21 protein-coding genes and 1 pseudogene are annotated in these 22,877 nt (G+C 70.7%); 13 read left to right on the forward strand and 9 right to left on the reverse strand.

All coding sequences use genetic code 11. From position 1 onward, the window contains the following. Nucleotides 1-259 precede the first annotated feature (259 nt). The 3 genes from OG496_RS05440 (at nucleotide 260) to OG496_RS05450 (ending at nucleotide 3,809) form a co-directional block, all read left to right on the forward strand. On the forward strand, nucleotides 260-1,912 hold the full coding sequence (locus OG496_RS05440) for a protein kinase domain-containing protein (protein WP_405969817.1): 1,653 nt from the start codon (nucleotides 260-262) through the stop codon (nucleotides 1,910-1,912). Nucleotides 1,913-2,027: 115 nt separating this feature from the next. Continuing rightward, a complete protein-coding gene (locus OG496_RS05445) occupies nucleotides 2,028-3,050 on the forward strand; it encodes a hypothetical protein (RefSeq protein WP_405976564.1) in 1,023 nt (340 codons plus the stop codon). A 111-nt stretch (nucleotides 3,051-3,161) separates the two neighbouring features. Further along, nucleotides 3,162-3,809: a DUF2238 domain-containing protein gene (locus OG496_RS05450; protein ID WP_405976565.1), complete on the forward strand. Its 648-nt coding sequence runs from the start codon at nucleotides 3,162-3,164 to the stop codon at nucleotides 3,807-3,809. Here OG496_RS05450 and OG496_RS05455 read toward each other — a convergent pair. After that, nucleotides 3,742-4,227: a DUF6328 family protein gene (locus tag OG496_RS05455; RefSeq protein ID WP_405969818.1), complete on the reverse strand. Its 486-nt coding sequence runs from the start codon at nucleotides 4,225-4,227 to the stop codon at nucleotides 3,742-3,744. The genes OG496_RS05450 and OG496_RS05455 overlap by 68 nt on opposite strands. Nucleotides 4,228-4,286: 59 nt before the next feature. Next, entirely contained in the window at nucleotides 4,287-5,270 is a 984-nt protein-coding gene (locus tag OG496_RS05460; RefSeq protein WP_405969819.1) for an aldo/keto reductase, read from the reverse strand. A 136-nt stretch (nucleotides 5,271-5,406) separates the two neighbouring features. Between OG496_RS05460 and OG496_RS05465 the strand changes: the two genes are divergently transcribed. Then, nucleotides 5,407-7,140: a cholesterol oxidase substrate-binding domain-containing protein gene (locus OG496_RS05465; RefSeq protein ID WP_405969820.1), complete on the forward strand. Its 1,734-nt coding sequence runs from the start codon at nucleotides 5,407-5,409 to the stop codon at nucleotides 7,138-7,140. 42 nt (nucleotides 7,141-7,182) lie between these two features. Further along, nucleotides 7,183-8,121 (forward strand): squalene/phytoene synthase family protein, encoded by a 939-nt coding sequence (locus OG496_RS05470; RefSeq protein WP_405969821.1) that lies wholly within the window; start codon nucleotides 7,183-7,185, stop codon nucleotides 8,119-8,121. A gap of 178 nt (nucleotides 8,122-8,299) precedes the next feature. Here the strand turns inward: OG496_RS05470 and OG496_RS05475 are convergent, their stop codons facing one another. From OG496_RS05475 to OG496_RS05490, 4 genes are all read right to left on the reverse strand, one after another. Next, nucleotides 8,300-8,890 carry a TetR family transcriptional regulator gene (locus tag OG496_RS05475; protein WP_405969822.1) on the reverse strand — a complete coding sequence of 197 codons (591 nt, stop codon included), beginning with the start codon at nucleotides 8,888-8,890 and terminating at the stop codon, nucleotides 8,300-8,302. Further along, nucleotides 8,887-10,380 carry an MFS transporter gene (locus OG496_RS05480; RefSeq protein WP_405969823.1) on the reverse strand — a complete coding sequence of 498 codons (1,494 nt, stop codon included), beginning with the start codon at nucleotides 10,378-10,380 and terminating at the stop codon, nucleotides 8,887-8,889. Before OG496_RS05480 ends, OG496_RS05475 begins: the two co-directional genes overlap by 4 nt. Before the next feature lie 119 nt (nucleotides 10,381-10,499). Further along, nucleotides 10,500-11,711, reverse strand: coding sequence for an FAD-dependent monooxygenase (locus OG496_RS05485; protein ID WP_405969824.1), 1,212 nt, complete (start codon nucleotides 11,709-11,711; stop codon nucleotides 10,500-10,502). A 127-nt stretch (nucleotides 11,712-11,838) separates the two neighbouring features. Beyond that, complete coding sequence (locus tag OG496_RS05490) at nucleotides 11,839-12,534, reverse strand: ribonuclease H (RefSeq protein WP_405969825.1); 696 nt, start codon at nucleotides 12,532-12,534, stop codon at nucleotides 11,839-11,841. A gap of 106 nt (nucleotides 12,535-12,640) precedes the next feature. Here OG496_RS05490 and OG496_RS05495 point away from each other — a divergent pair, with 106 nt between their 5' ends. Together OG496_RS05495 and OG496_RS05500 are read left to right on the forward strand one after the other, a co-directional pair. Then, on the forward strand, nucleotides 12,641-13,573 hold the full coding sequence (locus tag OG496_RS05495) for an SDR family NAD(P)-dependent oxidoreductase (RefSeq protein WP_405969826.1): 933 nt from the start codon (nucleotides 12,641-12,643) through the stop codon (nucleotides 13,571-13,573). A 17-nt stretch (nucleotides 13,574-13,590) separates the two neighbouring features. Continuing rightward, the gene (locus OG496_RS05500; protein WP_405969827.1) at nucleotides 13,591-14,805 is read left to right on the forward strand and encodes a low temperature requirement protein A; all 1,215 of its coding nucleotides are present in this window, start codon (nucleotides 13,591-13,593) and stop codon (nucleotides 14,803-14,805) included. A gap of 13 nt (nucleotides 14,806-14,818) precedes the next feature. Here the strand turns inward: OG496_RS05500 and OG496_RS05505 are convergent, their stop codons facing one another. Further along, nucleotides 14,819-15,289 (reverse strand): nuclear transport factor 2 family protein, encoded by a 471-nt coding sequence (locus tag OG496_RS05505; protein WP_405969828.1) that lies wholly within the window; start codon nucleotides 15,287-15,289, stop codon nucleotides 14,819-14,821. Between the two features lie 58 nt (nucleotides 15,290-15,347). On the opposite strand from OG496_RS05505, the gene OG496_RS05510 reads away from it, so the two are divergent. Beyond that, complete coding sequence (locus OG496_RS05510; protein WP_405969829.1) at nucleotides 15,348-15,959, forward strand: TetR/AcrR family transcriptional regulator; 612 nt, start codon at nucleotides 15,348-15,350, stop codon at nucleotides 15,957-15,959. A 13-nt stretch (nucleotides 15,960-15,972) separates the two neighbouring features. Here the strand turns inward: OG496_RS05510 and OG496_RS05515 are convergent. Continuing rightward, a pseudogene (locus OG496_RS05515) lies at nucleotides 15,973-16,766 on the reverse strand (VOC family protein). A gap of 121 nt (nucleotides 16,767-16,887) precedes the next feature. On the opposite strand from OG496_RS05515, the gene OG496_RS05520 reads away from it, so the two are divergent. The 4 genes from OG496_RS05520 (at nucleotide 16,888) to OG496_RS05535 (ending at nucleotide 21,533) form a co-directional block, all read left to right on the forward strand. Continuing rightward, on the forward strand, nucleotides 16,888-17,898 hold the full coding sequence (locus OG496_RS05520) for a zinc-binding alcohol dehydrogenase family protein (protein WP_405976566.1): 1,011 nt from the start codon (nucleotides 16,888-16,890) through the stop codon (nucleotides 17,896-17,898). A gap of 210 nt (nucleotides 17,899-18,108) precedes the next feature. Next, nucleotides 18,109-19,554 (forward strand): family 2B encapsulin nanocompartment shell protein, encoded by a 1,446-nt coding sequence (locus OG496_RS05525; RefSeq protein WP_405969830.1) that lies wholly within the window; start codon nucleotides 18,109-18,111, stop codon nucleotides 19,552-19,554. Between the two features lie 16 nt (nucleotides 19,555-19,570). Then, on the forward strand, nucleotides 19,571-20,608 hold the full coding sequence (locus OG496_RS05530; protein ID WP_405969831.1) for a family 2 encapsulin nanocompartment cargo protein terpene cyclase: 1,038 nt from the start codon (nucleotides 19,571-19,573) through the stop codon (nucleotides 20,606-20,608). Between the two features lie 49 nt (nucleotides 20,609-20,657). Then, nucleotides 20,658-21,533 (forward strand): geranyl diphosphate 2-C-methyltransferase, encoded by an 876-nt coding sequence (locus OG496_RS05535; protein WP_405969832.1) that lies wholly within the window; start codon nucleotides 20,658-20,660, stop codon nucleotides 21,531-21,533. Between the two features lie 3 nt (nucleotides 21,534-21,536). Here OG496_RS05535 and OG496_RS05540 read toward each other — a convergent pair whose 3' ends face one another. After that, nucleotides 21,537-21,965, reverse strand: a complete 429-nt coding sequence (locus OG496_RS05540; RefSeq protein ID WP_405969833.1) for an STAS domain-containing protein — start codon at nucleotides 21,963-21,965, stop codon at nucleotides 21,537-21,539. Between the two features lie 232 nt (nucleotides 21,966-22,197). Here OG496_RS05540 and OG496_RS05545 point away from each other — a divergent pair, with 232 nt between their 5' ends. Beyond that, nucleotides 22,198-22,872, forward strand: a complete 675-nt coding sequence (locus tag OG496_RS05545; RefSeq protein WP_405969834.1) for a response regulator transcription factor — start codon at nucleotides 22,198-22,200, stop codon at nucleotides 22,870-22,872. Nucleotides 22,873-22,877: the final 5 nt, after the last annotated feature.

Below are 22,877 nucleotides of genomic sequence, written 5' to 3' on the forward strand. Positions count from 1 at the left end.
TCTTCACGCCTGCGTTTACCGCCGGTTACCACCAGGTAGGGCGCCGATATTCCGCCACGGAAGCCCCCGGGGCGAATTCACCCGCCCCGGGACACGAGCGCCGACCTGGGACCTCCCCAGCGACTCGGTTTTCTCGCACACCTGCTCGCCACCGTTGAATAAAAGGCAAGAAACACCGGGGAATTGGGCTTCCATTGAACGCAGCCCATCACACCCACCGTACTTCTGGGAAAGGTGAGAGCCCGGGGTTCAGCGAGGGATGGCCATGGTCGAGACGCACGTCTCCGTACACGAGTCGGTCGCCGGCAGATACCGGCCCATGGAGGTCGCGCACCGCGAGACCAACCGCGTCTCCTGGTACGGCGAGGACATGATCGCCGAACAGCCCTGCCTCCTCACGGAGGTGGCCCTCCCCTTCGCCCCGGACGCGGAGAGCGCCGGGCGGATCACCGCCGGCATCCGGCGCACCACCGACGTCATGGTGCTGCTCTGCCCCACCCGGGTCGCCCCGGTCGTCGACGCCGTCGAGGAGGCCGGCACGCTGTGGACCGTCACCGACTGGATCGACGGCACGCCGCTGGGCCAAGTCCTCGCCCAGCAGGGCACGTTCCACTACGTACGAGCGGCCCGCATCGGACTCGAACTGCTCGACATCCTGGAGGCGGCGCACAGCGAGGGCATCACCCACGGCGAACTCAGCCCCGGCCAGGTGTTCGTGCGGGATCAGGGCGGTGTCGTCCTCACCGGCTTCGGACTCGCGGGCGCCACCCTCGCCCCGCGGATCACGGCACCGTCGTACGCCTCCCCCGAACAGGCACGGGACGAACGCATCGGTCCCGCCGCCGACTTGTGGGCGCTGGGCGCGATCCTCTACACGCTGGTCGAGGGACACCCGCCGTTCCGCGACCGGGGCCGCCCCGAGGCGACCATGAAGGGCGTGGACCGGCTCCCGATGCGCGGCCCGTCGCGCGCCGGGCCGCTGGCGCAGGTCGTGCAGGGGCTGCTGCGCAAGAACTCCCGGGAGCGGCTGACCCGCCCGGTGGTCCGCGAGTCCCTCACCCGCATCCTCAACGACGACCCGTACGCCGACCGCGAGCCGGTTCCGCTGCCCCGCCTGCGGAGGGCCTACGACGCCGTGCGCGGGGCGGGGACCACCTGGAGCGGCCGGGGCATGGCCGCCGGGACCGCCCTCGCCGTCGGCACCGTCACGGTCGCCGTCCTGGCCGCCACCCACCAACTGCCCGGCACTCAGACCTCAGCCACGACCGAGCCCTCCCCCTTGCCGTCCGCGTCCGCATCGGTCAGCGCCCCCGGCGAGAACGTGGACGGCCACGCCTACTCCCCGTCCCCCACGCCGTCGCCCACGTCCCCCGCCTCCCCGTCCGCTTCCGCGTCGCCCTCGCCCTCGCCCTCCGTCACCGCGTCCCCCTCCCCCACCGCCTCGGCGCTGCCGGCCGGCTTCCGCGTGTTCAAGGCGCCGCAGGGCTTCTCCGTCGCGCTGCCGAAGGGCTGGAAGGTGGTGGAGACCCAACAGGTGTCCGACGCCTACCGCGTCACCTTCGGCGCGACGGGCGACCCGCGCACGCTGGCCGTGACGTACAGCACACAGGCGGGCCCGGACCCGGTCGCCGTATGGCGTGACGACGTCCTGCCGGGGCTCAAGCAGACTGAGGGCTTCCAGCAGATCGGCGACATCCAGGCCACGACGTTCCAGGGCGACAAGGCGGCCGACCTGGAGTGGTTCTCCGGCACCGGCGACGACCGGGTGCGCACGCTCGGGCGCGGTTTCCTGATCGGCGGCGGGCGCAGTTTCTCGCTACGGTGGACGACGCCCGCCGACGAATGGAACGACGCGGCCAACCGCCAGGCGTTGCAGACCTTCTTCAAGACCTTCCGGCGGGAGTCGAACTGACGGCACTGACGGCGACGCGAGGGCCGGGCACTCAAACCAACGGCAATGGGTGGATATAGGCTGCCTGTTCGCACCGTGCCTCATCACAAGCCCAGGAGAGTCCGCCTTGACCGTAGTGATCGACCAGGCCGAGACGTCTTTCACCGCCCTCGACGACGCCGGCCTCGTCGCCCGGGACGCGCACGAGTTCGGAGCCTACGCCCGCACCGGCGGCTGGGCGTTCGGCCTCAAGGTGGCGCGCAGCGTCCGGCCCGGCGGGCAGAGCGCGGACGAGACGCCGAAGGTGTCCGCGAAGGAGTTCGCCGAACTCGCCGACTGCTCCCCCGAGCGTGTCATGCGTTACTACAAGGCCTGGGACCGGGCCGCCGACGACGGTCTCGTCCCGCACTTCGAGGAGCTGGCCCCCGGCCAGGAGGTCGAACTCCCGGACGCCGACGTGTGGTTGAACTACTACGTCTCCCGTTCCAGCGCCACCTCCGAGCGCGGCACCGCCATCACGGAGGCCGCCGAAGCCGAGGGCATCCGCCCCACCAAGGCGCTGGAGGTCGCGGAGAACCCGACCGCGCTGCGCGCCGCGATCCTCGCCGACCCGTCCACCGCACGGGCCGCCCGGCAGGCGCTGCTGGACCGCGTCCGCGAGGACCCGGAGCTCCAGTCCGAGCTGGCCCGGGACGTCGTACGCACGGACGACCTGAAGAAGGCCGTCGCGACGGAGAGCCGGTCGGCGGACAGGATCGGATACGTCCGACAGATCGCCGAGTCGGGCCAGATCAAGACCCCGGCGGGCCAGACCGTCGACGCGCCCGTCGACCTGCGCCAGGAGGCCGAACGGCACCTCTCGCTCCTCGACGAGCTGGAGGACGGCGAGGACACCGGCGGGTGGGCCACCGAGGCCTACGACACCATGAAGAACCTGGTCGTCGAGGCGGTCGAGGCCGACCCCGAACTGCGCGTCCAGGAGAAGCGCACGAAGTTCTACAGCAGCCTGCAGAAGGCCACGAAGGCGTTCGAGGAGCTGACCTTCGACGACGCCCAGGACTTCTACGAGGACGACATGGTCCAGCGTCTGGAGGAGCTCCAGCAGGCCATCGACAGCTGCCTGAACGCGCTGCGCAAGACCACCACTCCGGCTGAGTAGCCGTACTCATGTAGCGACTTCGGCCGTCGGACACGATGGGGCTCCCCACGACAAGGGAGCCCCATCGTGTCCGTTCCCGCTTCCGCGCCGCGGCGCCGTCTGCCCGCCGCCATGGTCGCGCTGGTGGTCGTCGGCATGGCCCTCTCCGCCTGGCATCCGCACGACCGCACGACGTGGTTCCTGGAGACCGTGTGGGTCTTCGCCGGACTCCCGGTGATCGTCCTGACCTGGCGCCGCTTCCCCCTGACCGGCCTGCTGTGCTGTCTGCTCGCCGCGCACGCGCTGGTCCTCGCCGTCGGCGGCCACTACACGTACGCGGAGGTACCGGCGGGCGACTGGGTCCGTGACACCTTCGGGCTCAGCCGCAATCCCTACGACCGTCTCGGCCACCTCATGCAGGGCTTCGTACCGGCTGTCCTGGTACGGGAGTTGCTCACCCGCACCTCGCCCCTGCGCGGCAGCCGCTGGCTGGCGCCGCTCACGGTGTGCGCGTGTCTCGCCTTCAGCGCCCTGTTCGAGTTGTTCGAGTGGGCGGCGGCCGTGATCGGCGGGCACAGCGCGGACGCCTTCCTGGCCACCCAGGGCGATGTGTGGGACACGCAGTGGGACATGTTCTGCGCGCTGATCGGGGCCACGGTCTCGGTGCTGGTGCTGAGCCGGGTGCACGACCGGCAGATGGCGCGGCTCGGTGTCATCGGGTCGTATCACGCTGCCGTGCCCACAGGGGCAGTACGAACCAGCACAGCAGGTACCAGGTGACGACCCCCGCGACCAGCCAGGGCACATACGCGTCGTGGGTGGCGACCCGGAGGACCAGCAACAGCGCGGCGGTCATCGTGGCGAGCAGCAGGACGAGGCCGACGAAGGTCAGCCGGGACGCCCAGCGCACCGCCTGGGGTTTCACGCTCCGGCCGGAGACCAGGCGGTGCAGGGACACCGGGCCGATCAGGGCGCCGGTGGCGGTGGCGCCGAGGACGACGGTCACGAGGTAGAGCACCTGGTTCGCGTGCTCCAACTGCTCGTACTTCGGGGTGAAGACGACGGTGAGCAGGAACCCGAACAGGATCTGTACGCCGGTCTGCGCGACCCGGACCTCCTGGATGAGCTCGGCCCACATCCGGTCCGCCCGCTCGTCCTCGGACTCGTCGCGCCCCGTCCGCCGCTCTTCCTCGGTCATGCGGTCCGTGTAACCGGACCGCCGACCGTTCAAACGGAGAACCGTTCAGGGGCAGGGGTCTACCAGCGGCCCTCGACCTGGTCCTTGATCCGGCGGTCGCAGAGGTCCCGGATCGCGGTGAGCGTGTCCTCGGAGAGGGCGGGCAGCTTGGCGGCGGACGCGTTGGCTCGGGCCTGTTCGGGTGAGCGGGCGCCGGGGATCACCGAGGTGACGCCGGGCTGGTCGATGATCCAGCGCAGGGCCAGCTGGGCCGGGGTGTACCCCTCCGGGGCGAGCGCGGAGAACTCGGCGGCGGCCTCGACACCCGTCGCGTAGTCGACGCCGGAGAAGGTCTCGCCCTGGTCGAAGGCCTCGCCGTGCCGGTTGTAGGTGCGGTGGTCGTTCTCCGGGAACACCGTGTCCTTGGTGTACTTGCCGGACAGCAGGCCCGACGCGAGCGGCACGCGCGCGATGATGCCGACGCCCGCAGCCTGCGCGGCCGGGAGCACCTGGAGCAGGGGCTTCATGCGGAAGGCGTTGAGGATGATCTGCACGCTGGTCACGTTCGGCCGGGCGATCGCGGTGAGGGCTTCCTCGCAGGTCTCGACGCTGACGCCGTACCGGGCGATGCGCTCCTCGGCGACCAGGGTGTCGAGGGCGTCGAACACCTCGTCCGAGGAGTACACCGGCGTGGGCGGGCAGTGCAGCTGCACGAGGTCGATGCGGTCGACGCCCAGGTTGCGGCGCGAACGGTCGTTCCACGCGCGGAAGTTGTCGAGGACGTAGTTCTCCGGGATCTGGTCGACGCGGCGGCCCATCTTCGTCGCGACCAGGACATGCAGATCGGGCCGGCCGCTCAGGAAGGTGGCGATGGTCTGCTCGCTGCGCCCGTCGCCGTACACATCGGCCGTGTCGAAGAAGGTCACCCCCGACTCCGCCGCCGCCTCCAGCACGGCGAGGGCTTCCTTGTCGTCGACGTCTCCCCAGTCGGCGCCCAGCTGCCAGGTGCCGAGACCGACGACGGACAGCTGCTGATTCGACCTGCCGATTACACGTTCGTCCATGCCGTCAGTCTGTCATCCGCCACTGACATGCGCGGATCGGGCTCCTCCTGGCCGTGACCTGTGAATCTTTCACTCACACGAGTGAACCGGTTCGACAGGATGCCTACTCGTGTCAACGCGCACCTAGCGTGTGCGCGTGACCGATCATGTGGCGAACAACCTCCAGTCCGGGAACGGCAGTTCCGCTCCCTGGACCCGTCGGGGCTTCCTTCTCTCCGCGGCCGCCCTGGCCGCCGTACCCGTACTCCTGACGGCCGATCCGGCTCTCGCGGCGGCCGAGCTGCCCGACTTCCCGGCCGAGGTCGACCTCTACCGCTCGGCGTACCGGAACTGGGTCGGCGAGATCACCGCCGACGGCCTGTGGGCATGCGCGCCGACCGACCCGGGCCAGGTGGTGTCGGTCGTCAACTGGGCCTGGCAGCACGGCTGGGGGGTCCGCGCCCGCGGCTCCTCGCACGGCTGGTCACCCCTGACGATCGAGTCCGGTACGACGTCCGAGGCACCGGTGCTGCTGGTCGACACCGCCCCACACCTCACGGGCCTGACCCTGGACTCCGACTCCGCCGTGCGGGCCGGTACAGGTGTCACCCTGGAGGCGCTGCTCACGTTCCTGGAGGGCCACGGCCTCGGTCTCACCGCCTCGCCCGCGCCCGGCGACCTGACGCTCGGCGGCGCCCTGGCCATCGACGCGCACGGCACGGCCGTACCGGCGAACGGCGAGGTACGGACGGCCGGGCACACGTTCGGGTCGCTCAGCAATCTGGTGCTGTCGCTGACGGCGGTGGTGTGGGACACGGACTCCGGCGCGTACGTCCTGCGGACCTACACCCGCGACGAGGCGGACTGCGCCGCGCTGCTCACACATCTGGGGCGGTCGCTGGTCACCGAGGTCGTACTGCGGGTCGGGGCCAACGCCAACCTGCGCTGCGTGAGCCGTACGGACATTCCGGCCACCGAGCTGTTCGCGGCGCCCGGGTCCGGCGCGCGGACCTTCGCGAGCTTCCTCGACGCGTCGGGGCGGGCCGAGGCGATCTGGTTCGCGTTCACCGAGTTCCCCTGGCTGAAGGTCTGGAGCGTCGAACCGACCCGGCCGCTGACCTCACGGCACGTCTCGTCGCCGTACAACTACCCGTTCTCCGACAACGTGCCGACCCTGGTCGCGGATCTCGTCGGGCGGATCCTGTCCGATGCGGCGTGGTATCTGGCGCCGGTGCTCGGCAACGCCCAACTCGACGTGGCCGCACTCGGGTTGACGACGACGCTGTCGGCGGACATCTGGGGACCGTCGAAGAACACGCTGCTCTACATCAAGCCGACGACCCTGCGGGAGACCGCCAACGGGTACGCGGTGCTGACCACCCGGGCCCAAGTGCAGCGCGTGGTCCACGAGTTCACCGCCTTCTACCAGGAACGGCTCACCGCGTACGCCGCGCTCGGCCGCTTCCCCGTCAACGGCACCGTCGAGATCCGCGTGACCGGCCTCGACCACCCCGCCGACACCGAACTCACCGGCGCCCGCACCCCGTTGCTGTCCGCACTGCGGCCGAGCACCGAGCACCCCGAATGGGACACGGCCGTCTGGCTGGACGTCCTGACGCTGCCCGGCACGCCGTACGCGGAGGAGTTCCTGCGGGAGTTGGAGCAGTTCCTGCTGCGCTCGTACGACGGTACGGACGCCCTGACCCGGGTCGAGTGGTCGAAGGGCTGGGCCTACACCGAGCAGGCCGCGTGGAGCGACGAGGAGGTGCTGGGCACGGCGATCCCGGGCTCGTTCGGGGAGTCGGTGTGGGGGCAGGCGGCGGGGACCTTCGACCGGCTGGACCCGCACGGGGTGTTCGGGAACGCCTTCCTGGACCGGCTGTTCGGGTAGGACTGACTAGGCTGTCTCCGGGTCCTTGAGCTGGGGAGAGTCGTGAGCAGTTGGTCCACCGCACTGACGAAGGCGGGCATCACCGATCCGCGACTGCGGCGTGCCTACGACGCCCAACGCCGGCTCGTCCGCAGGTTCGCGCCGCACGAATACACCGCGGTACGGCTGCTGTTGCCGGCGGAACTGCATCCGCCGGCCATCGCCGCGGTGGCCTACATGCACGCGACCGACGAACTGATCGACACCGGTGCCGTGGACGTCCGTACGGCGACCCTCGCGTCCTGGGACGCCGAGACCACTGAGGCCCTTGAGCGCGGTGAACTGCCGGACCAGGACACCCTGTTGGCGCTCCGGGACAGCACGCGCCGTCACCCGTACCTGGCCGCCCGGGTGCGGGCCTTCCTCGACGGCGCCACGGTCGAGGCGAGTTGGACGGGCTTCGCTACGGAGGCCGACTTCCAGGCGTACGTGGACAGTTACGCGCTGCCCGCCCTGATGCTCACCGCGTCGCTGCTCGCGCCCGACCCCGACGCCGGACCCGGCGATCCGTACGTCCGGGGATGCCGGGCCCTGATCGAGGGCTTGCAGCGCGCCGACTTCCTGGCCGATCTCGCGGAGGACGCCGAGGACGGCCGTATCGGCATCCCGGAGGACGAACTGGTCCGGTACGGGCTGAAGTTCGAGGATCTGCGGAGCAGGTCCGAGGCGTGTGTGCCCGCGTTGGAGCGGCTGGTCCTGGAGCAGGCCGATCTCGCCGAGGCCACGCTCACGGAGGGCCGTCGGCTTCCCGCGCTCGTCGCGCCCGAGTACCGGCCGTTTCTCGACGCCCTGATCGCCGTCCAGGAACTGCGGCTCCGCGCGGTGCGCCGCGAGGGCGGGAGGCTCCTGCGGCGCGGGGCGAGTCCGGCCGCTCTCGCCTCCTTGCGTGCCCTGGTCCGGCAGTACCGTCGCGCACGGGCGGAGCGGCGCCGGGCGCGCTAGGTCGTGTCCGCAAAGTCCCGTCATCCGCCCGAAGGGCGGGCCTCGCGGCGTCCGGTGCGTGCTCTCGGCGTGCCGGGCGGAAGCCCTCGTACTGGACGTACTTGGGCTTTCGTCCGGTGCGGCGAGAGTGCGTGCCGGGCGTCGCGAGGCAGGCGGGACTCTGCGGACACGGCCTGGCTCAGCGGGGCGTCAACTGGGCCTGCACAGTGGGTCCGTAGCGGTCCACGATGATGTCGGTCGCGGTCGCGCGCAGCCGGGTGCCGCGGGCGATGCCGTACATGACGCCGAGGCCGAGGATCGTCGCGACGGCGAGTTCGGCGCGCAGGGCGGTGTCCGGGCCGGAGAGGCGTTCGGCGAGGCGGTCGACCACCTGGGCGCGGAAGTTGACGCGCAGGATGTCGCCGTGGTCGCCCTGGAGGGGGGCGAACGCGATGCGCAGCAGCGGGTCGGCGCCGCGCTCTCGCTGGCTGACCAGGACGTGCCGGACCATGTGGCGGCCGAGTTCGTCGAGCGGGGCGTCGAGGAGGTCCTCCACGTCGGTCTCGAAGGACATGACGCGGGCGAAGAGGGCGTCCTTGTTGCCGAAGTACTTGAGGATCAACGGCGCGCTGACACCGGCGCGTTCGGCGACGGCCTTGAGGGTGATGTCGGCGTGCGCGTTGCGCGCGAGGAGGTACCGGGCGGCCTTGAGGATGGCCGCCTTGGTCGCCTCGGCGTCCCGGCGTGCGGGCGGGGACGCGGTGGGTGGAGTGGTGCTCACGGCACTCACGCTCCCTCCAACGCCTCGTCCCGCGCGCCCTCGGCACCCTCGCGGGCGGGCCGCCTGTCCTCAGGGGCGGGGTCGCCCGGGATGGTCAGGGCCGCCGCGCTCGCGACCAGGGCGATCACGCCCGCGATGCCGAACGCCATCAGGTATCCGTGCAGCGTGGGCAGCGGGAGCCCGCCGACCAGGCTGGTGTGGTGCACCAGCACGGCGGCGACCACGGCGCTGGAGACGGCCTGGCCGATGGTGCGCATCAGGACGTTGACGCCGTTCGCGGACGCGGTCTGGCCGGCCGGGACGGCGCGCAGGATGAGGGTGGGCAGCGCCGAGTAGGCGAAGGTGGTGCCGGTGGCCACGACCGTCGCGCCGAGGATGATCGTCCACAGGTCACGGCTGTCGGCGATGCGCACCACATAGCCGAGGGCGATGATCGCGGCGCCGAGGGCGAGCGTGATGCGCGGGCCGCGGGCCGCCGAGATGCGGGCCGAGACGGGTGAGAGCAGCAGCATGGTGATGCCGCCGGGCAGCAGGCACAGGCCGGTCTGGACGATGGACAGCCCGAGCCCGTACCCGGTGGCCTTGGGCGCCTGCACCAGCTGGGCGGTGACCAGGGAGTTGGCGTAGAACGCGAAGCCGGTCAGCAGGGCCGCCACATGGGACAGGCCCACCCTTGGCCTGGACACCAACCGCAGGTCCACCAGCGGCTGTTCCACGCGGAGTTGCTGCCACCACCACAGCCCGAACACGACGACCGTGGCGAGGAACAGCCCGAGGATGCGCGAGCTGCCCCACCCCCACTGGCCGCCCTGCGACACCCCGAGCAGCAGACACACCAGTCCTACGGCGAGTCCCAGCGCGCCGAGCACGTCGAAGCGGCCCGGCGAACGGACGGGCGACTCGCGCACCGCCCACCAGATCCCCCACACGCCGATCGCGCCGAGCGCGCTGGTCGCCCAGAACATGACGTGCCAGTTGGCGTACTGCACGATCAGCGCCGCGAGCGGCAGTCCGAGCGCGGCGCCGATACCGACCGTGGAACTCATCAGGGCCACCGCGCTGCCCCGGCGCTCCGGGGGCAGTTCGTCGCGCAGGATGCTGATCGACAGGGGGACCACGGCGGCCGCGGCGCCTTGCAGGGCGCGGGCGAAGATCAGGACGCGGATGTCGGAGGACAGGGCGCACATGACCGAGCCCACGGTCATCAGGCCGAGGGCGCTCGTGAGGACCCGTCGCTTGCCGTACATGTCGCCGGCCCGGCCGAGCACGGGGGTGAGGACGGCGCCGGAGAGCAGGGTCGCGGTGACCATCCAGGAGACGGCGCCCGCGGAGGAGTGGGTCAGCCGGGGCAGGGATGGCAGCAGGGGGACGACCACGGTCTGCATGACCGCCATGAGGATCCCGCCGAACGCCAGCACCGGAACGGTGAGCCGGTCCCGCAAGGGGGTCCGCCCGGCGAGGGCGCCGGACGGGTCGGGTATCGGGACGGGCTGGCCCATGGGCACTCCAGCTGGCATGAAAAAAGAAGGTGAATGACTATTCACCCTAACTGGTGAATAGTCATTCACCCAACCTCCCCAGGCCGCTCACGGAAGCCGGACCGCTCCCGGAGGGCGCCCTACTTGCGGGAGGCGAGCGCCCGCGCGTGCACGGTCCGCGCGACCTTGGGCCCGAGCCACCGCTTGAACCGGCGCAGCGCCTCCAGCCGCCCGGCCGCCTTGTCGATGCCGTAGTAGACCTGCGGCGGGACGTACGGCAGCAGGGGTGAGTGGCGCTGGCCGAGCAGGGCGAACATGCGGTGCGGGGGCAGGTGGATGTAGCGCTGGAGGTTCTCGTACCACTGGGCGCTGTAGCGGGCCGCGCTCTGGATGGACAACAGGGCGGATCTACGGCGCTGTTCGTAGGCGGCGAGGGCCTGCGGCAGCTCGGTGTGGTCGCGCAGGGCGTCCGCGAGCGCGATGGCGTCCTCCAGGGCGAGGGTGGTGCCGGCACCGATGGAGTAGTGGGTGGTGTGGGCGGCGTCGCCGAGCAGGACGAGGTTGCCGCGGTGCCAGGTGCGGTTGGTGAGGGTGCGGAAGTTCAGCCACTGGGCGCTGCCGTCGGCCGAGGCGCGGCCGATCAGGGAGTGGCCGTCGAGGAGGTCGGCGAACAGCTTCTCCAGCAGGGCGAGTCCGTCGGCCTCGGCCGCGGTGTCGAGGCCGAGCCCGGTCCAGGTCTCGGGTGCGCACTCGATGACGCAGGTGCTGCCCTCGGGGCCGAACGCGTAGCCGTAGCACCAGATCCAGCCGTGGTCGGTCTCCACGAAGGCGAAGGTGAAGGAGCCGAAGACCTTGCTGGTGCCGAGCCAGATGTACTGGTTGCGGCCGGGCTTGAGTTCGGCGCCGAAGTGGTCGGCATGGCGGGCGCGCAGCGCGCTGTTGACGCCGTCGGCGGCCACGATCAAATCCGCGTCAGGCAGGTCGTCAGCGGTCACCTCACACTCGAACTCCAGCCGCACGCCCAGGGATCGGGCCCGTTCGGCGAGGATCTTGAGGAGTCGGTGGCGGCCGATGCCGTGGCCCTCGTCCCCGGGTTGAGTGGTCGTCAGGTCCCGGATGCGGGCGACGCCGTCGCTCCAGCGCACCGAGTGCTCGTCGACGGCCTGCGCGGACTCCGGGTCGTACTCCCGGAGTTGGTCGAGCAGCCCACTCCAGTACGTCACGCCCCAGCCGTAGGTCGAACCCTCGGGGTTGCGCTCGTAGACGGTGATGTCGTGGGACGGGTCCTGACGCTTCAGCAGGATCGAGAGATACAGACCGGCGGGCCCGCCTCCGACACAGGCGACCTTCACGCGCACACCCCTGGGGATTACTCAAAGTGGTCAAGTGGAACCGCAGAGTAGCAGGCAGAAGGCGCAGGGAAGTCCCATCGGCCTCGGGACCCGAAGACCGATGGGACGCGTCGAGCAGGCGAGGCGCTTACGCCTCGGCCGTGGCGCACTCCGGGTGGCCCCAGCCCTGGGGGTTCTTGCTGATGGGCTCGCCGGCCGCGTACGCGCGACCGCACAGGCAGCGGCCGGGGAACTTGGCCTTGATGGTGCGGGAGGCCGAACCGGCGCTCTTGCGGGGCGACTTGGCACCGCCGGAGCGGGCGGGCTTCTTCGGGGTGTCGGGCGAGGGGGGCGGTTCCGGGGAGCCGAGGTCGCTGCCCGCGGGCTCCTGGACGATGGCCGCCTGGCTGGCCGCGCGGTCGGCGAAGTCGTTCAGCGGGTCGCCGTCGACTTGATGGGCGGGGACGTAGCGGAACTCGACCGAGCGGCCGCCGAGGAGTTCGTCGATGCGGACGACCAGCTCCTGGTTGGCGACGGGCTTTCCGCCGGAGGTCTTCCAGCCGTTGCGCTTCCAGCCGGGCAGCCAGGTGGTGACCGCCTTCATGGCGTACTGCGAGTCCATGCGGATCTCCAGCGGTACGTCCGGTGCGGTCGCCGTCAACAGGCGCTCCAGCGCGGTGAGTTCGGCGACGTTGTTGGTGGCCTTGCCGAGCGGTCCCGCCTCCCAGCGGGCCGGGCTCTCCTTGTCGTCCGAGACGACCCACGCCCAGGCGGCCGGCCCGGGATTCCCCTTCGAAGCCCCGTCGCACGCGGCCACCACACGTTCACGCATGCGCCCGATCATGCCATGGCAGCGCGAGGGGTCCCGCACGCCCCCGGACGAGCGGGCGGCGTTCACAGCCGACTGCTAATATACAAGTGTCAATTAGTCCACCTTGTTGGGATGCCAGATGTTCAGTGCGGACACAACCGCCGCCGAAGTGATCGAGGGTGTCGACCTGCACGGCCGCCGGGCCGTGGTGACCGGGGCCAGTTCCGGGATCGGGGTGGAGACGGCGCGGGCGCTCGCCGCGGCGGGCGCCGATGTCACGCTGGCCGTGCGGAACACCGACGCGGGCGCCCAGGTCGCGGAGCGCCTGGAGAAGGAACTGCCGCCCGGATCGGGGCAGTTGACGGTCGGGCGGCTCGACCTGGCCGACCGGTCGACGATCGCCGCGTTCGTGGCGGCCTGGCAGGGCCCGCTGCACATCCTGGTCAACAACGCCGGCGTGATGGCCACACCCGAACTCACCCGCACGCCCGAGGGCCGCGAATGGCAGTTCGGCGTCAACCACCTGGGCCACTTCGCCCTCACCACCGGCCTCCACCCGGCCCTCGCGGCGGCGGACGGCGCGCGGGTCGTGTCGGTGAGCTCCATCGGCCACCTCTTCTCCCCCGTCGTCTTCGACGACCTCGACTACCGCTTCCGCCCCTACGACCCGTGGACCTCGTACGGCCAGTCGAAGACCGCCAACGCCCTGTTCGCCGTCGGTGCCGCCGAGCGCTGGGCCGGCGACGGCATCACCGCGAACGCGCTGATGCCGGGCAACATCGCGGACACCTCCCTGGCCCGGCACATGGACATGGACCAGGTGGCCGCCTTCATCGCCTCGGGCGAACTCGCGCTCCCGCCGCAGAAGTCGGTGGAACAGGGCGCCGCGACCTCGGTGCTGCTCGCCGCCTCGCCGACCGTGCAGGGTGTCACCGGCGCCTACTTCGAGGACTGCGCCCGGTCCGAGCCGGTCACCGAGCGGGCCGGTGCCGTCGCCGGCGTCGCGCCGTACGCCCTGGACCGGGACAACGCGGCCCGCCTGTGGGCCGTGTCCGAAGATCTCGTCCACTAGCCCTCTACGCTGCGCGCATGACCTCGCGACAAGACCAATGGGCGCGGGTGCGCCACCACTTGTGGCGGCCCCCGCGCCCCCATGGCGAGCAGCCGCGCGAGCGGGTGGTCGGACCGCTGGAGCTCTTCTACGACCTGGTCGTGGTCGTGCTGGTCGCGCAGGCCGCTCACCATCTGTCCGGGGAGCTCGACTGGCACGGACTGGGCCTGTTCGCGGCGGTGTTCGCTCTGGTGTGGATCGCGTGGCTCAACGGCAGCCTGCACCACGAGCTGCACGGGCACGAGGACGCCCGCGGCCGGAGCATGTTCCTGCTGCAGATCCTCGTACTCGTCCCGCTGGGCGCGTTCATCCCCGGCGCGGGCGACGAGCGCGGTGCCGCGTTCGCCATCGACGCGGGGGTGCTGTTCGGGGTCCTGGCGCTGCTGTGGCTGCTCGCCTCGCGCAGTGACACGCCCGAATTCCGGCGCCCCAGCATGCTGTACGTGACGGGGACGGCGGCCTGCGCTGTCGTACTGGCCGCGAGCGCCGCCCTGCCCGCCGACGCCCGCGTGCTGACGTGGGGCGCGCTGGCCGTCGTCTACCTGATCGGGTTCGTGGCCGTCATCGGGAGGGCCATCCCGGAACAGGTGGTCGCGCTCAGCGTGACCGACGCGCTCACCGAACGGTTCGGGCTGTTCATCATCATCGTGCTCGGCGAGAACGTGACCGGAGTGGTCGACGGACTGGCCCACGAGCCGACCAACGCGCTCACCCTCGCCGTCGGACTGGTCGCCGTCGTCGTCGGGTTCGGCGCGTGGTGGACCTACTTCGACTTCGCCGGACACCGGCTGCCGAGGCCCACGCGCGCGTGCGCCCTGCAATGGATGATGGTCCATCTGCCGATCACGGCCGCGGTGGCCGCCATGGGCGCGGCGATGGTCGGCCTCGTCGAGCACGCCCACGACAGCCGGACGCCCGCGGCCACGGCCTGGGTGCTCTGCGGGGGCGCGGCCGTCGTGCTCTGCGCGACGATGGTGCTCGCGGCGTCCACGCGCGCGTGGAGCGAGAACCTCGGGCTCTACCGGCCCCTGGCCAGCACCTGCGTCGCCATGGCCGTCCTGTGCGTGGGAGTCGGCGCCCTGCGCCCGGCTCCCCTCGCCCTCGGCCTGGCGCTCGTCCTGCTCTTCGGCATCCCCTGGGGAGTCGCCGTGGCCAACCGCGTGGCCAACTACGAGGAGGAACCGACGACTTGACCGCACACCGGTGTCAGGGCGCCGAAAGGCGCGTCTCGGTCCAGTCGACCATCAGTCGGCGCTCGGCGAAGTACCAGTCGCCGTCCTGCTTGGTGAACTCATCGAGGTAGCGGATGGAGGCGATCATCAGCGTGCGCTGCCCCGACTCGTCGACCCCGATGTGATGGGCGAGGCAGTAGCTCTCGCCCGTCGCCCGGTCGTCGCCGTCCATGGAAATGGTGCTCTGGCCGTTGAAGTGGGTGGTCGCCTGGTAGGTGTTGAGGTTGTCGAACACCGGGGCCAGGGACTCGCGGCCGTGCAGGGTCTGCGTCGGCTCGGCGGCCGTGGCGTCCATGAACACCAGGAAGCGGGTGTCCTCGGTGAACAGGCTCATCTGGCCCTTGGCGTCCCGCCGGTCCGCGCAATGCGCGTAGGCGTCGATCAGCTCGCGGATGGCCAGCCTGTCGGCGGCTTCCCGGGGTGAGATCTCGGTGTGCGAGGCCATGGCGTTGTCCCTTCACCGCACTATTTGACATATGTATAAAATCACCCCCCATGGCAGAGTGCAACGTGCATGCGAGGAGGGCAGAGCACTGAGCGACCGGATCGATCCGCGCATCACCCGTACGACGCGGGCCTTCGAAGAGGCGATCGTGGACCTCGCCGCCGAGCGGCCCGTCTCGCAGATCACGATCGGCGAGCTGGCCGACCGCGCCGGGGTCACCCGCGCCACGTTCTACAACCGCTACAGCTCCCCGCTGGACCTGCTCATCCAGGTGCTCCACGCCGACCTGGACCGCGGCCACCTGCTGGAGGCCGAGCGCCGCGCGCGGGGCGAATCGGCCCCCGAGCTGCTGCGCCTGGCCACGTCGGAGGTGGCCGACCACGTCGAGCGGTACCTGCCGATATACCGGCACGCCCTCGACGACCCGGCGGACAGCGGCGTGTACGAGGCCCTCGTGCGTCACTTCAGCGACTACACGCTGGCCCTCATGGCCGACGGCCACCATCCGGGACTCCCCGAGGCCAACCGGCACGTGATCGCGCAGTTCATGGCGCGCGGTTTCGCGGGAGCCATCCGGGCATGGCTCGGCGACCCCTCTGTCACGAAGGCCGACCTGGTCGACGCCGCCGTGGCCTGCGCTCCCGCCTGGTGGGCGGCCGACGGGAGCTGATGGACGGCCTCGGCTAGACGTCCGTGCTCGTCGGGAACTCGCCCTTGGTCGTGTTCACGTCGATCACCGTGAACGCGGCGCCCTGCGGATCGCTCAGCGCCGCGAACCGCCCGAAGGGACTGTCCATGGGGCCGAAGCGCACGATGCCGCCCAGCTCGGTGGCCTTGGCGACGGCCTCGTCGCAGTCGGGGACGGCGAAGTACACGTTGACGTACGACGGCACCTCGGGCGGGAACTCGTCGCCCATCGCCATCCGGCCCAGCACCGTCTCGTCGCCGACGTTGTACATCCGGTAGTCCATCTCGCCGCCGTCCATCTGCTTCTGCGCGTACGGGAAGACCGCCGCGAAGAACGCGTCCGCCTTCCCGGGCTCGCGCGTGAAGACCTCGGCCCAGGCGTAGGCGCCAGGCACGCCCGTGGCCTCGAAGCCCTCGTGGACGCCGCCCTGCCAGACGCCGAAGACGGCGCCGCTGGGCTCACTGGCCAGGCACATCGTGCCGAAGTCGCCGACCTTCATCGGCTCCATGAGCACCTGGCCGCCGTTCTCCCGGATCTTCGCCGCGGTGGCCGCCGCGTCCGGTGACGCGAGGTACAGGCACCACCGCGACTGCCCCTCCGCTCCGGGCATCGGCGGTACGACGGCCGCGACCGCCTTGTCGTCGACGAAGGCCTGGGTGTAGTTGCCGTACTCCGACGACGCGTCGCCGAAGGTCCAGCCGAGGACCTCGCCGTAGAAGCGCTTGGCCCCCTCGACGTCGCTGAACATCGCGTCGGCCCAACAGGGGTTCCCTCAGGTTGTACGGCCATGATTACGGCCCTCTCCGGTAGGTCGGGTTGTCCGAATTCTCACGCTAGTCACCCGGAGAGCGAGGCGCGCGCCGAACGCCGCGGTCCGTTCCACACTGGACGTATGGCGGATACGACGACGATGCGCGCGTGGGCCGTGACCGAGCCGGGGCCCGTCGAGGGAGGCTCTCTCCAGCTCGTGGAGAAGCCGGTGCCCGTGCCTGGGGACGACGAACTCCTCGTGCACGTGCGCGCGTGCGGGGTGTGCCGGACCGATCTGCATGTCACCGAGGGGGATCTGCCGGTGCGCCGCCCGGGGGTGACTCCGGGGCACGAGGTCGTCGGGGCGGTGGCGGGGCTCGGGGCCGGGGTGAGCGGGTTCGCGGTCGGCGACCGGGTGGGCGTCGCGTGGCTGCGCCGTACCGACGGCACCTGCGCGTACTGCCTGCGCGGGGCCGAGAATCTGTGCCCGCGCTCCGAGTACACCGGCTGGGACGCCGACGGCGGCTACGCGGAGTACACGACCGTACCGGCCGCGTTCGCCCACCGACTCCCCGCCGGCCTGGACGACGTGGCCCTGGCGCCTCTGCTGTGCGCCGGGATCATCGGCTACCGCTCGCTGCGCCGGGCCGCCCTCCCGCCGGGCGGACGGCTCGGTCTCTACGGCTTCGGGGGCAGCGCCCATCTGTGCGCGCAGGTGGCGCTGGCCGAGGGGGCCACCGTGCATGTCCTGACCCGGGGCAAGGCCGCACAGCGGCTCGCGCTGGAGCTGGGGGCGGCTTCGGCGCGTGACGCGTACGAGGCGCCGCCGGAGCCGTTGGACAGCGCGATCCTGTTCGCGCCGGTCGGCGATCTCGTGCCGGTGGCGCTGCGGGCGCTCGACCGGGGCGGGGTCCTCGCGGTCGCGGGCATCCACCTCAGCGACACTCCGCCCCTGGACTACGAGCACGAGCTGTTCTACGAGAAGGAGTTGCGCAGCGTCACCTCCAACACCCGTGCGGACGCGAGGGAGTTCCTCGATCTGGCCGCCCGGCACGACGTGCGCGCGACCACCCACACGTATCCGCTCTCGCGGGCCGCGGACGCGCTGACGGATCTGAAGGCCGGCCGCTTCGACGGGGCCGCGGTGCTGGTGAACGATCTCAACGGGTAGGCGGCGCACGGGCGTTCGCGCAGCCGAGGCGTTCCAGCGCCCTGTACGCCGGGGCACGGGAAGGACCTCCTCCTCTCCCCGCCTCGATCGGCGGTTTACATCCTGCAGGGCGTGAAGCCGCCCCCTGCGCGCGGTTACCGGTCCTGGGCACGGCTGTTTGGCTTGTACACCGACGACGCGCTCACCCCTGTTCACCTCCCGGGAGGGAATGTGTCCACTCCGGAAAGCGCCCACGGACCCGCCACCGACGAACCCGGCCCCGCGACCCCCGGCAACGGTCAACTACCCACCAGCCTCGGCACCCTGGCCGCACGTCAGCTCGCCACGACCACCAAGTCCGAACCGCAGATGCAGGCCATCACCTCGCGATGGCTGCTGAAGATGCTGCCCTGGGTCGATGTGCGGGGCGGTGCCTACCGGGTCAACCGGCGGCTCCAGCTCAGCGTCGGCCGCGGCCGGGTGCGGTTCGAGCAGAACGGCGCCGACGACATCAAGGTCATCCCCGAGACACTCACCGAACTGCCCGTGCTGCGCGGGTACTCCGACACGGAGGTTCTGAAGGAGGTCGCGGGCCGGTTCCGGGTCCGGGAGGTGCGGGCCGGCCAGATCCTCTTCGAGGCCGGACAGCCCGTCACCGAGGCCTACTTGGTCGCCCACGGCCGCTTCACCCGCTACACCGCCGGCAAGTACGACGAGGAGGAGATCCTCGGCGTCGTCACCGACGGCGACCAGATGGGCGACGAGGCGATAGGGCAGTCCGACCCCCTGTGGCTGAGTTCCGTACGGGCCGAGACCGCGGGCGTCCTGCTCGTGCTGCCCTGGGACGTGGTGGCCGAACTCACCGACCGCGTACCGTCGTTGGCCGCCCATCTGGAGGCGTACGCCGAGCGGCAGCGGCTGCCGATGAACCGCAAGGGCGAGGCCGACGTCCCGGTGCAGGCCGGTCATATAGGCGAGCCGACGCTGCCAGGCGGCTTCGTCGACTACGAACTCGCCCCGCGCGAGTACGAGTTGTCCCTCACCCAGACCGTGCTGCGGGTGCACACCCGGGTCGCCGACCTCTACAACGACCCGATGGACCAGACCCAACAGCAACTCAGGCTCACCATCGAGGAGATCCGCGAGCGGCAGGAGTGGGAGCTGGTCAACAACCGGGAGTTCGGGCTGCTGCACAGCGTCGACTACACCCAGCGCATCAGCACCTTCACCGGTCCGCCGACCCCGGACGACCTCGACGAACTGCTCGCCATGCGGCGCAAGACACGGCTCTTCCTAGCCCATCCGAAGGCGATCGCGGCCTTCTTCCGGCAGTGCAACCGACGCGGTCTGGTGCCCGCCACGGTGACCGTCGAGGGGCACGAGATCCCCGCCTGGCGCGGTGTCCCGTTCTTCCCGTGCGGCAAGATCCCGATCACCCCGCAGCACACCAGCAGCATCATCGCGCTGCGCACCGGCGAGGCCGACCAGGGTGTCGTCGGGCTGTTCCAGACAGGTATCCCCGAGGAGTTCCAGCCCGGTCTGAACGTCCGCTTCATGGGCATCGACTCGGCCGCGATCATCCGCTACCTCGTCACCGCGTACTACTCGATGGCCATCCTGGTGCCCGACGCGGCGGGGATCCTGGAGAACGTCCAGATCGGCCGGACCGCCGAATGACGGCCTGGAGCCCCTCATGACCACATCTCTTTCGCTGCCCGGTCCGCCGAACCTGGCCGGCGCCGTACGAGCCCGGCGCACCGGCGCGATCCCCGGCCTCAAGTACCAGCCCGCGGCGCCCGCCGACCCCGAGAAGGCCGCGGAGATCGACCGTAGGCTGGAGGCCTGGGCCCGCGAGCTCGATCTGTTCCCGGCCGCGTGGGACGGGGACTTCGCCGGGTTCCAGTTCGGCCGGGCCGTGGTGCTCCAGCACCCGGGGGCGCTCGACCTCGAACGGCTCACCGCCGCGGGCAAGTTGCTGCTCGCCGAGAACATCGTCGACAACTGCTACTGCGAGGAGGACGAGGACAAGGGCGGCTCCCACCGCGGCCTGGGCGGACGGCTGATCTTCGGACAGTCCGCGCTCGACCCCTTCCACTCCACTCCCGAATACGAGGAGGAGTGGCGGCACGGCGTACAGGCCGACGGCCCGCTGCGCTCGTACCACTTCGCACTCAAGGACTACGCCCTCCTCGCCACCCCCAGCCAGACCGACCGGTTCGTGCACGACATCGCCCGGCTCCACCTCGGCTATCTCGCCGAGGCCGCCTGGGCGGAGATCCGGTACAGGCCGCGTATCTGGGAGTACCTGGTGATGCGGCAGTTCAACAACTTCCGTCCCTGTCTGTCGATCGTCGACGCGATCGACGGCTACGAACTGCCCGAGCAGGTCTACGCCCGGCCCGAGATCCAGCGGGTCACGGCTCTGGCCTGCAACGCCACCACGATCGTCAACGACCTCTACTCGTTCACGAAGGAACTCTCCGACCCCGGCCACCTCAACCTGCCCCAGGTCGTCGCCGCCAACGACCGGCGCGGGCTGAAAGCGGCGTATCTGAAGTCCGTCGAGATCCACAACCGGATCATGGACGCCTTCGAGGAGGAGTCCGCGGTGCTGTCCGCCGCCTCCCCCCTCGTCGAGCGCTACATCCAGGGCCTCGCCGCCTGGGTGGCCGGCAACCACGAGTGGCACGCGACCAACAGCCACCGCTACCACCTGCCCAACTACTGGTAACAGACCGGCCCCTGACATCTCGTCAGACGCACCACGCTAGGAGTCACCGTTGACCACCGCCGACGCCGGCACCACAGCAGCACCGGTGCCGACCCAGTCCACGTACCAGAACCGTGTCGCGGACTACTGGAACGCCGAAGAGAACCCGGTCAACCTCGCCCTCGGACAGCTCGACGACCTGTACCACCACCACTACGGAATAGGCGGGGCCGACGAGTCGGTGCTCGACGAGCCCGATCCCGTTCGGCGCCGGAAGCGGCTCACCGCCGAACTGCACCGCCTGGAGCACGCGCAGGCCGAGCTGCTCGCCTCCCGCCTCGGCCAACTCACCCCGGACGACCGGGTGTTCGACGCGGGCTGCGGCCGCGGCGGCGGCAGCGTGGTGGCGCATCTGCGGTACGGCTGCCGGGCCGACGGGGTCACGATCTCCGCCAAGCAGGCCGAGTTCGCCAACGCGCAGGCGCGCCAGCGGGACATCGACGACAAGGTGCGCTACCACCACCGCAACATGCTGGACACCGGCTTACCGACAGGTGAGTTCGCCGCGTCCTGGAACAACGAGTCCACGATGTATGTGGAGTTGGACCTGCTGTTCGCCGAGCACGCCCGGCTACTGCGCCGGGGCGGACGCTATGTGGTGATCACCGGCTGCTACAACGACACGTACGGCCGGGCCTCGCGCGAGGTGTCCCTCATCAACGCCCACTACATCTGCGACATCCACCCCAGGTCGGAGTACTTCCGGGCGATGTCCCGCAACCGGCTGGTGCCGGTCCATGTCCAGGACCTCACCGAGGACACGATCCCCTACTGGGCACTGCGCAAGCAGGCCGACCATCTGGTGACGGGGATCGAGGACACCTTCCTGACCGCCTACCGCAACGGAAGTTTCCAGTATCTGCTGATCGCGGCCGACCGGGTCTGAGTCTCAGCGCCCGGCGATCCTGGAGGCCGCCTCCGGGAGGCCGGGCACCGGATCGAGCAGGTCCAGCGTGCCGTGCGCCCGCAACAGGCGCACGGTACGCGGGGCGCACACCACGGCGAACCCCGCCTCGTGCTCCAGCACGCGGCGGCGGAAACGCAGCACCAGGTTGAGGCCGGTGGAGTCGATGAACATGGTGCGGCGCAGATCGACGACGTAGGCGGGCGCGCGCAGAGCCACCACCGAGTCCAGCCACTCGCGAAGCGGCATGGCGGTCGCGAGGTCGACGTCTCCGTGGAGGTCGACGACCAGCAGGCCGTCCCGCGTGCCCAGCAGGGCGTGTTCGCCGGGTGCGGGCCAGGCCGGGGTGGGCACCGGCTCCAGGCGGTTCTCGTACGACAGGGCGTTCTCGGGCAACAGGCCGTTCTCGTGCAAGGTGTTCCGTCCCCGTTCCGTGCTGTCCGCGCGCGGGCGCGCGATCCGGCGCGGGTCCGTGCGGCGGCTTCGACATCCCCGCACCGCACGAGCCCGCGCCGGAACTCCCCCCGAGCGGCTCCCCCTTGAACCGTGGGTACCAACTGTTCTACCTTCGCCACATGGTCGGGGCATCAACGCCCGCTCATCAGCGACACAACGAGCGGGCAGCAGTTGGGCCAGGTGATCCGGAATGCGTCCGCACCTCGCCCTGATCGAGGACGAACCCGATTTCGCACTGATGTGCCGTTCCTATCTGGAGCGCGAGGGATTCACCGTCACCTGGGCCATGGACGCCCGCGCCGGAAAGTCCGTCCTGTACGAGAGCCGTGTCGATCTCGCCGTCCTCGATCTGGGCCTGCCGGACGGCAGTGGCCTGGAACTCCTCCGGGCCCTGAGGTCCACCAGCCGGCTCCCGGTCATCGTGATCACCGGGCGGGGCGCGGAGGCCGACCGCGTGGCCGGCCTGGAGATCGGCGCCGACGACTACCTGGTCAAGCCGTTCTCGCAACGGGAGTTGGTGGCCCGCATCCGGGCCGTCCTGCGCAGATCGCAACCGCCGGAGGTCCCGGCCGTGTTCCAGATCGGCTCGCTGCGGATCGACACGGCGGCCCGCCAGGCGTCCGCCGACGGCGTCTTCCTGACGCTACGGCCCAAGGAGTACGCCCTGTTGGAGATGCTCGGGGAGGCACCCGGCCGGGTGTTCTCCACGGAGCAGGTGCTGGAGCGGATCTGGGGTGCCTCCTGGCAGCAGCCCGCGACCGTGATCGAGCACGTGTACCGCCTGCGCGGCAAGCTCGCGGCACTCCCCACGCCCGCGCCCCGGATCACCACGGTCCGCGGCTACGGCTACCGCCTCGACCCCTGAGAGCC

Source organism: Streptomyces sp. NBC_00988 (assembly GCF_045162645.1).
Taxonomy (GTDB): domain Bacteria; phylum Actinomycetota; class Actinomycetes; order Streptomycetales; family Streptomycetaceae; genus Streptomyces.

Excerpts from the sequence above, each read along its gene's own strand:
- OG496_RS05450 (WP_405976565.1), top strand. The coding sequence starts at position 3,162 with ATGGTCGCGCTGGTGGTCGTCGGCATGGCCCTCTCCGCCTGGCATCCG.
- OG496_RS05455 (WP_405969818.1), bottom strand. The coding sequence starts at position 4,227 with ATGACCGAGGAAGAGCGGCGGACGGGGCGCGACGAGTCCGAGGACGAG.
- OG496_RS05480 (WP_405969823.1), bottom strand. The coding sequence starts at position 10,380 with ATGGGCCAGCCCGTCCCGATACCCGACCCGTCCGGCGCCCTCGCCGGG.
- OG496_RS05495 (WP_405969826.1), top strand. The coding sequence starts at position 12,641 with ATGTTCAGTGCGGACACAACCGCCGCCGAAGTGATCGAGGGTGTCGAC.
- OG496_RS05460 (WP_405969819.1), bottom strand. The coding sequence starts at position 5,270 with ATGGACGAACGTGTAATCGGCAGGTCGAATCAGCAGCTGTCCGTCGTC.
- OG496_RS05505 (WP_405969828.1), bottom strand. The coding sequence starts at position 15,289 with ATGGCCTCGCACACCGAGATCTCACCCCGGGAAGCCGCCGACAGGCTG.
- OG496_RS05530 (WP_405969831.1), top strand. The coding sequence starts at position 19,571 with ATGACCACATCTCTTTCGCTGCCCGGTCCGCCGAACCTGGCCGGCGCC.
- OG496_RS05520 (WP_405976566.1), top strand. The coding sequence starts at position 16,888 with ATGCGCGCGTGGGCCGTGACCGAGCCGGGGCCCGTCGAGGGAGGCTCT.
- OG496_RS05440 (WP_405969817.1), top strand. The coding sequence starts at position 260 with ATGGCCATGGTCGAGACGCACGTCTCCGTACACGAGTCGGTCGCCGGC.
- OG496_RS05500 (WP_405969827.1), top strand. The coding sequence starts at position 13,591 with ATGACCTCGCGACAAGACCAATGGGCGCGGGTGCGCCACCACTTGTGG.
- OG496_RS05490 (WP_405969825.1), bottom strand. The coding sequence starts at position 12,534 with ATGATCGGGCGCATGCGTGAACGTGTGGTGGCCGCGTGCGACGGGGCT.
- OG496_RS05545 (WP_405969834.1), top strand. The coding sequence starts at position 22,198 with ATGCGTCCGCACCTCGCCCTGATCGAGGACGAACCCGATTTCGCACTG.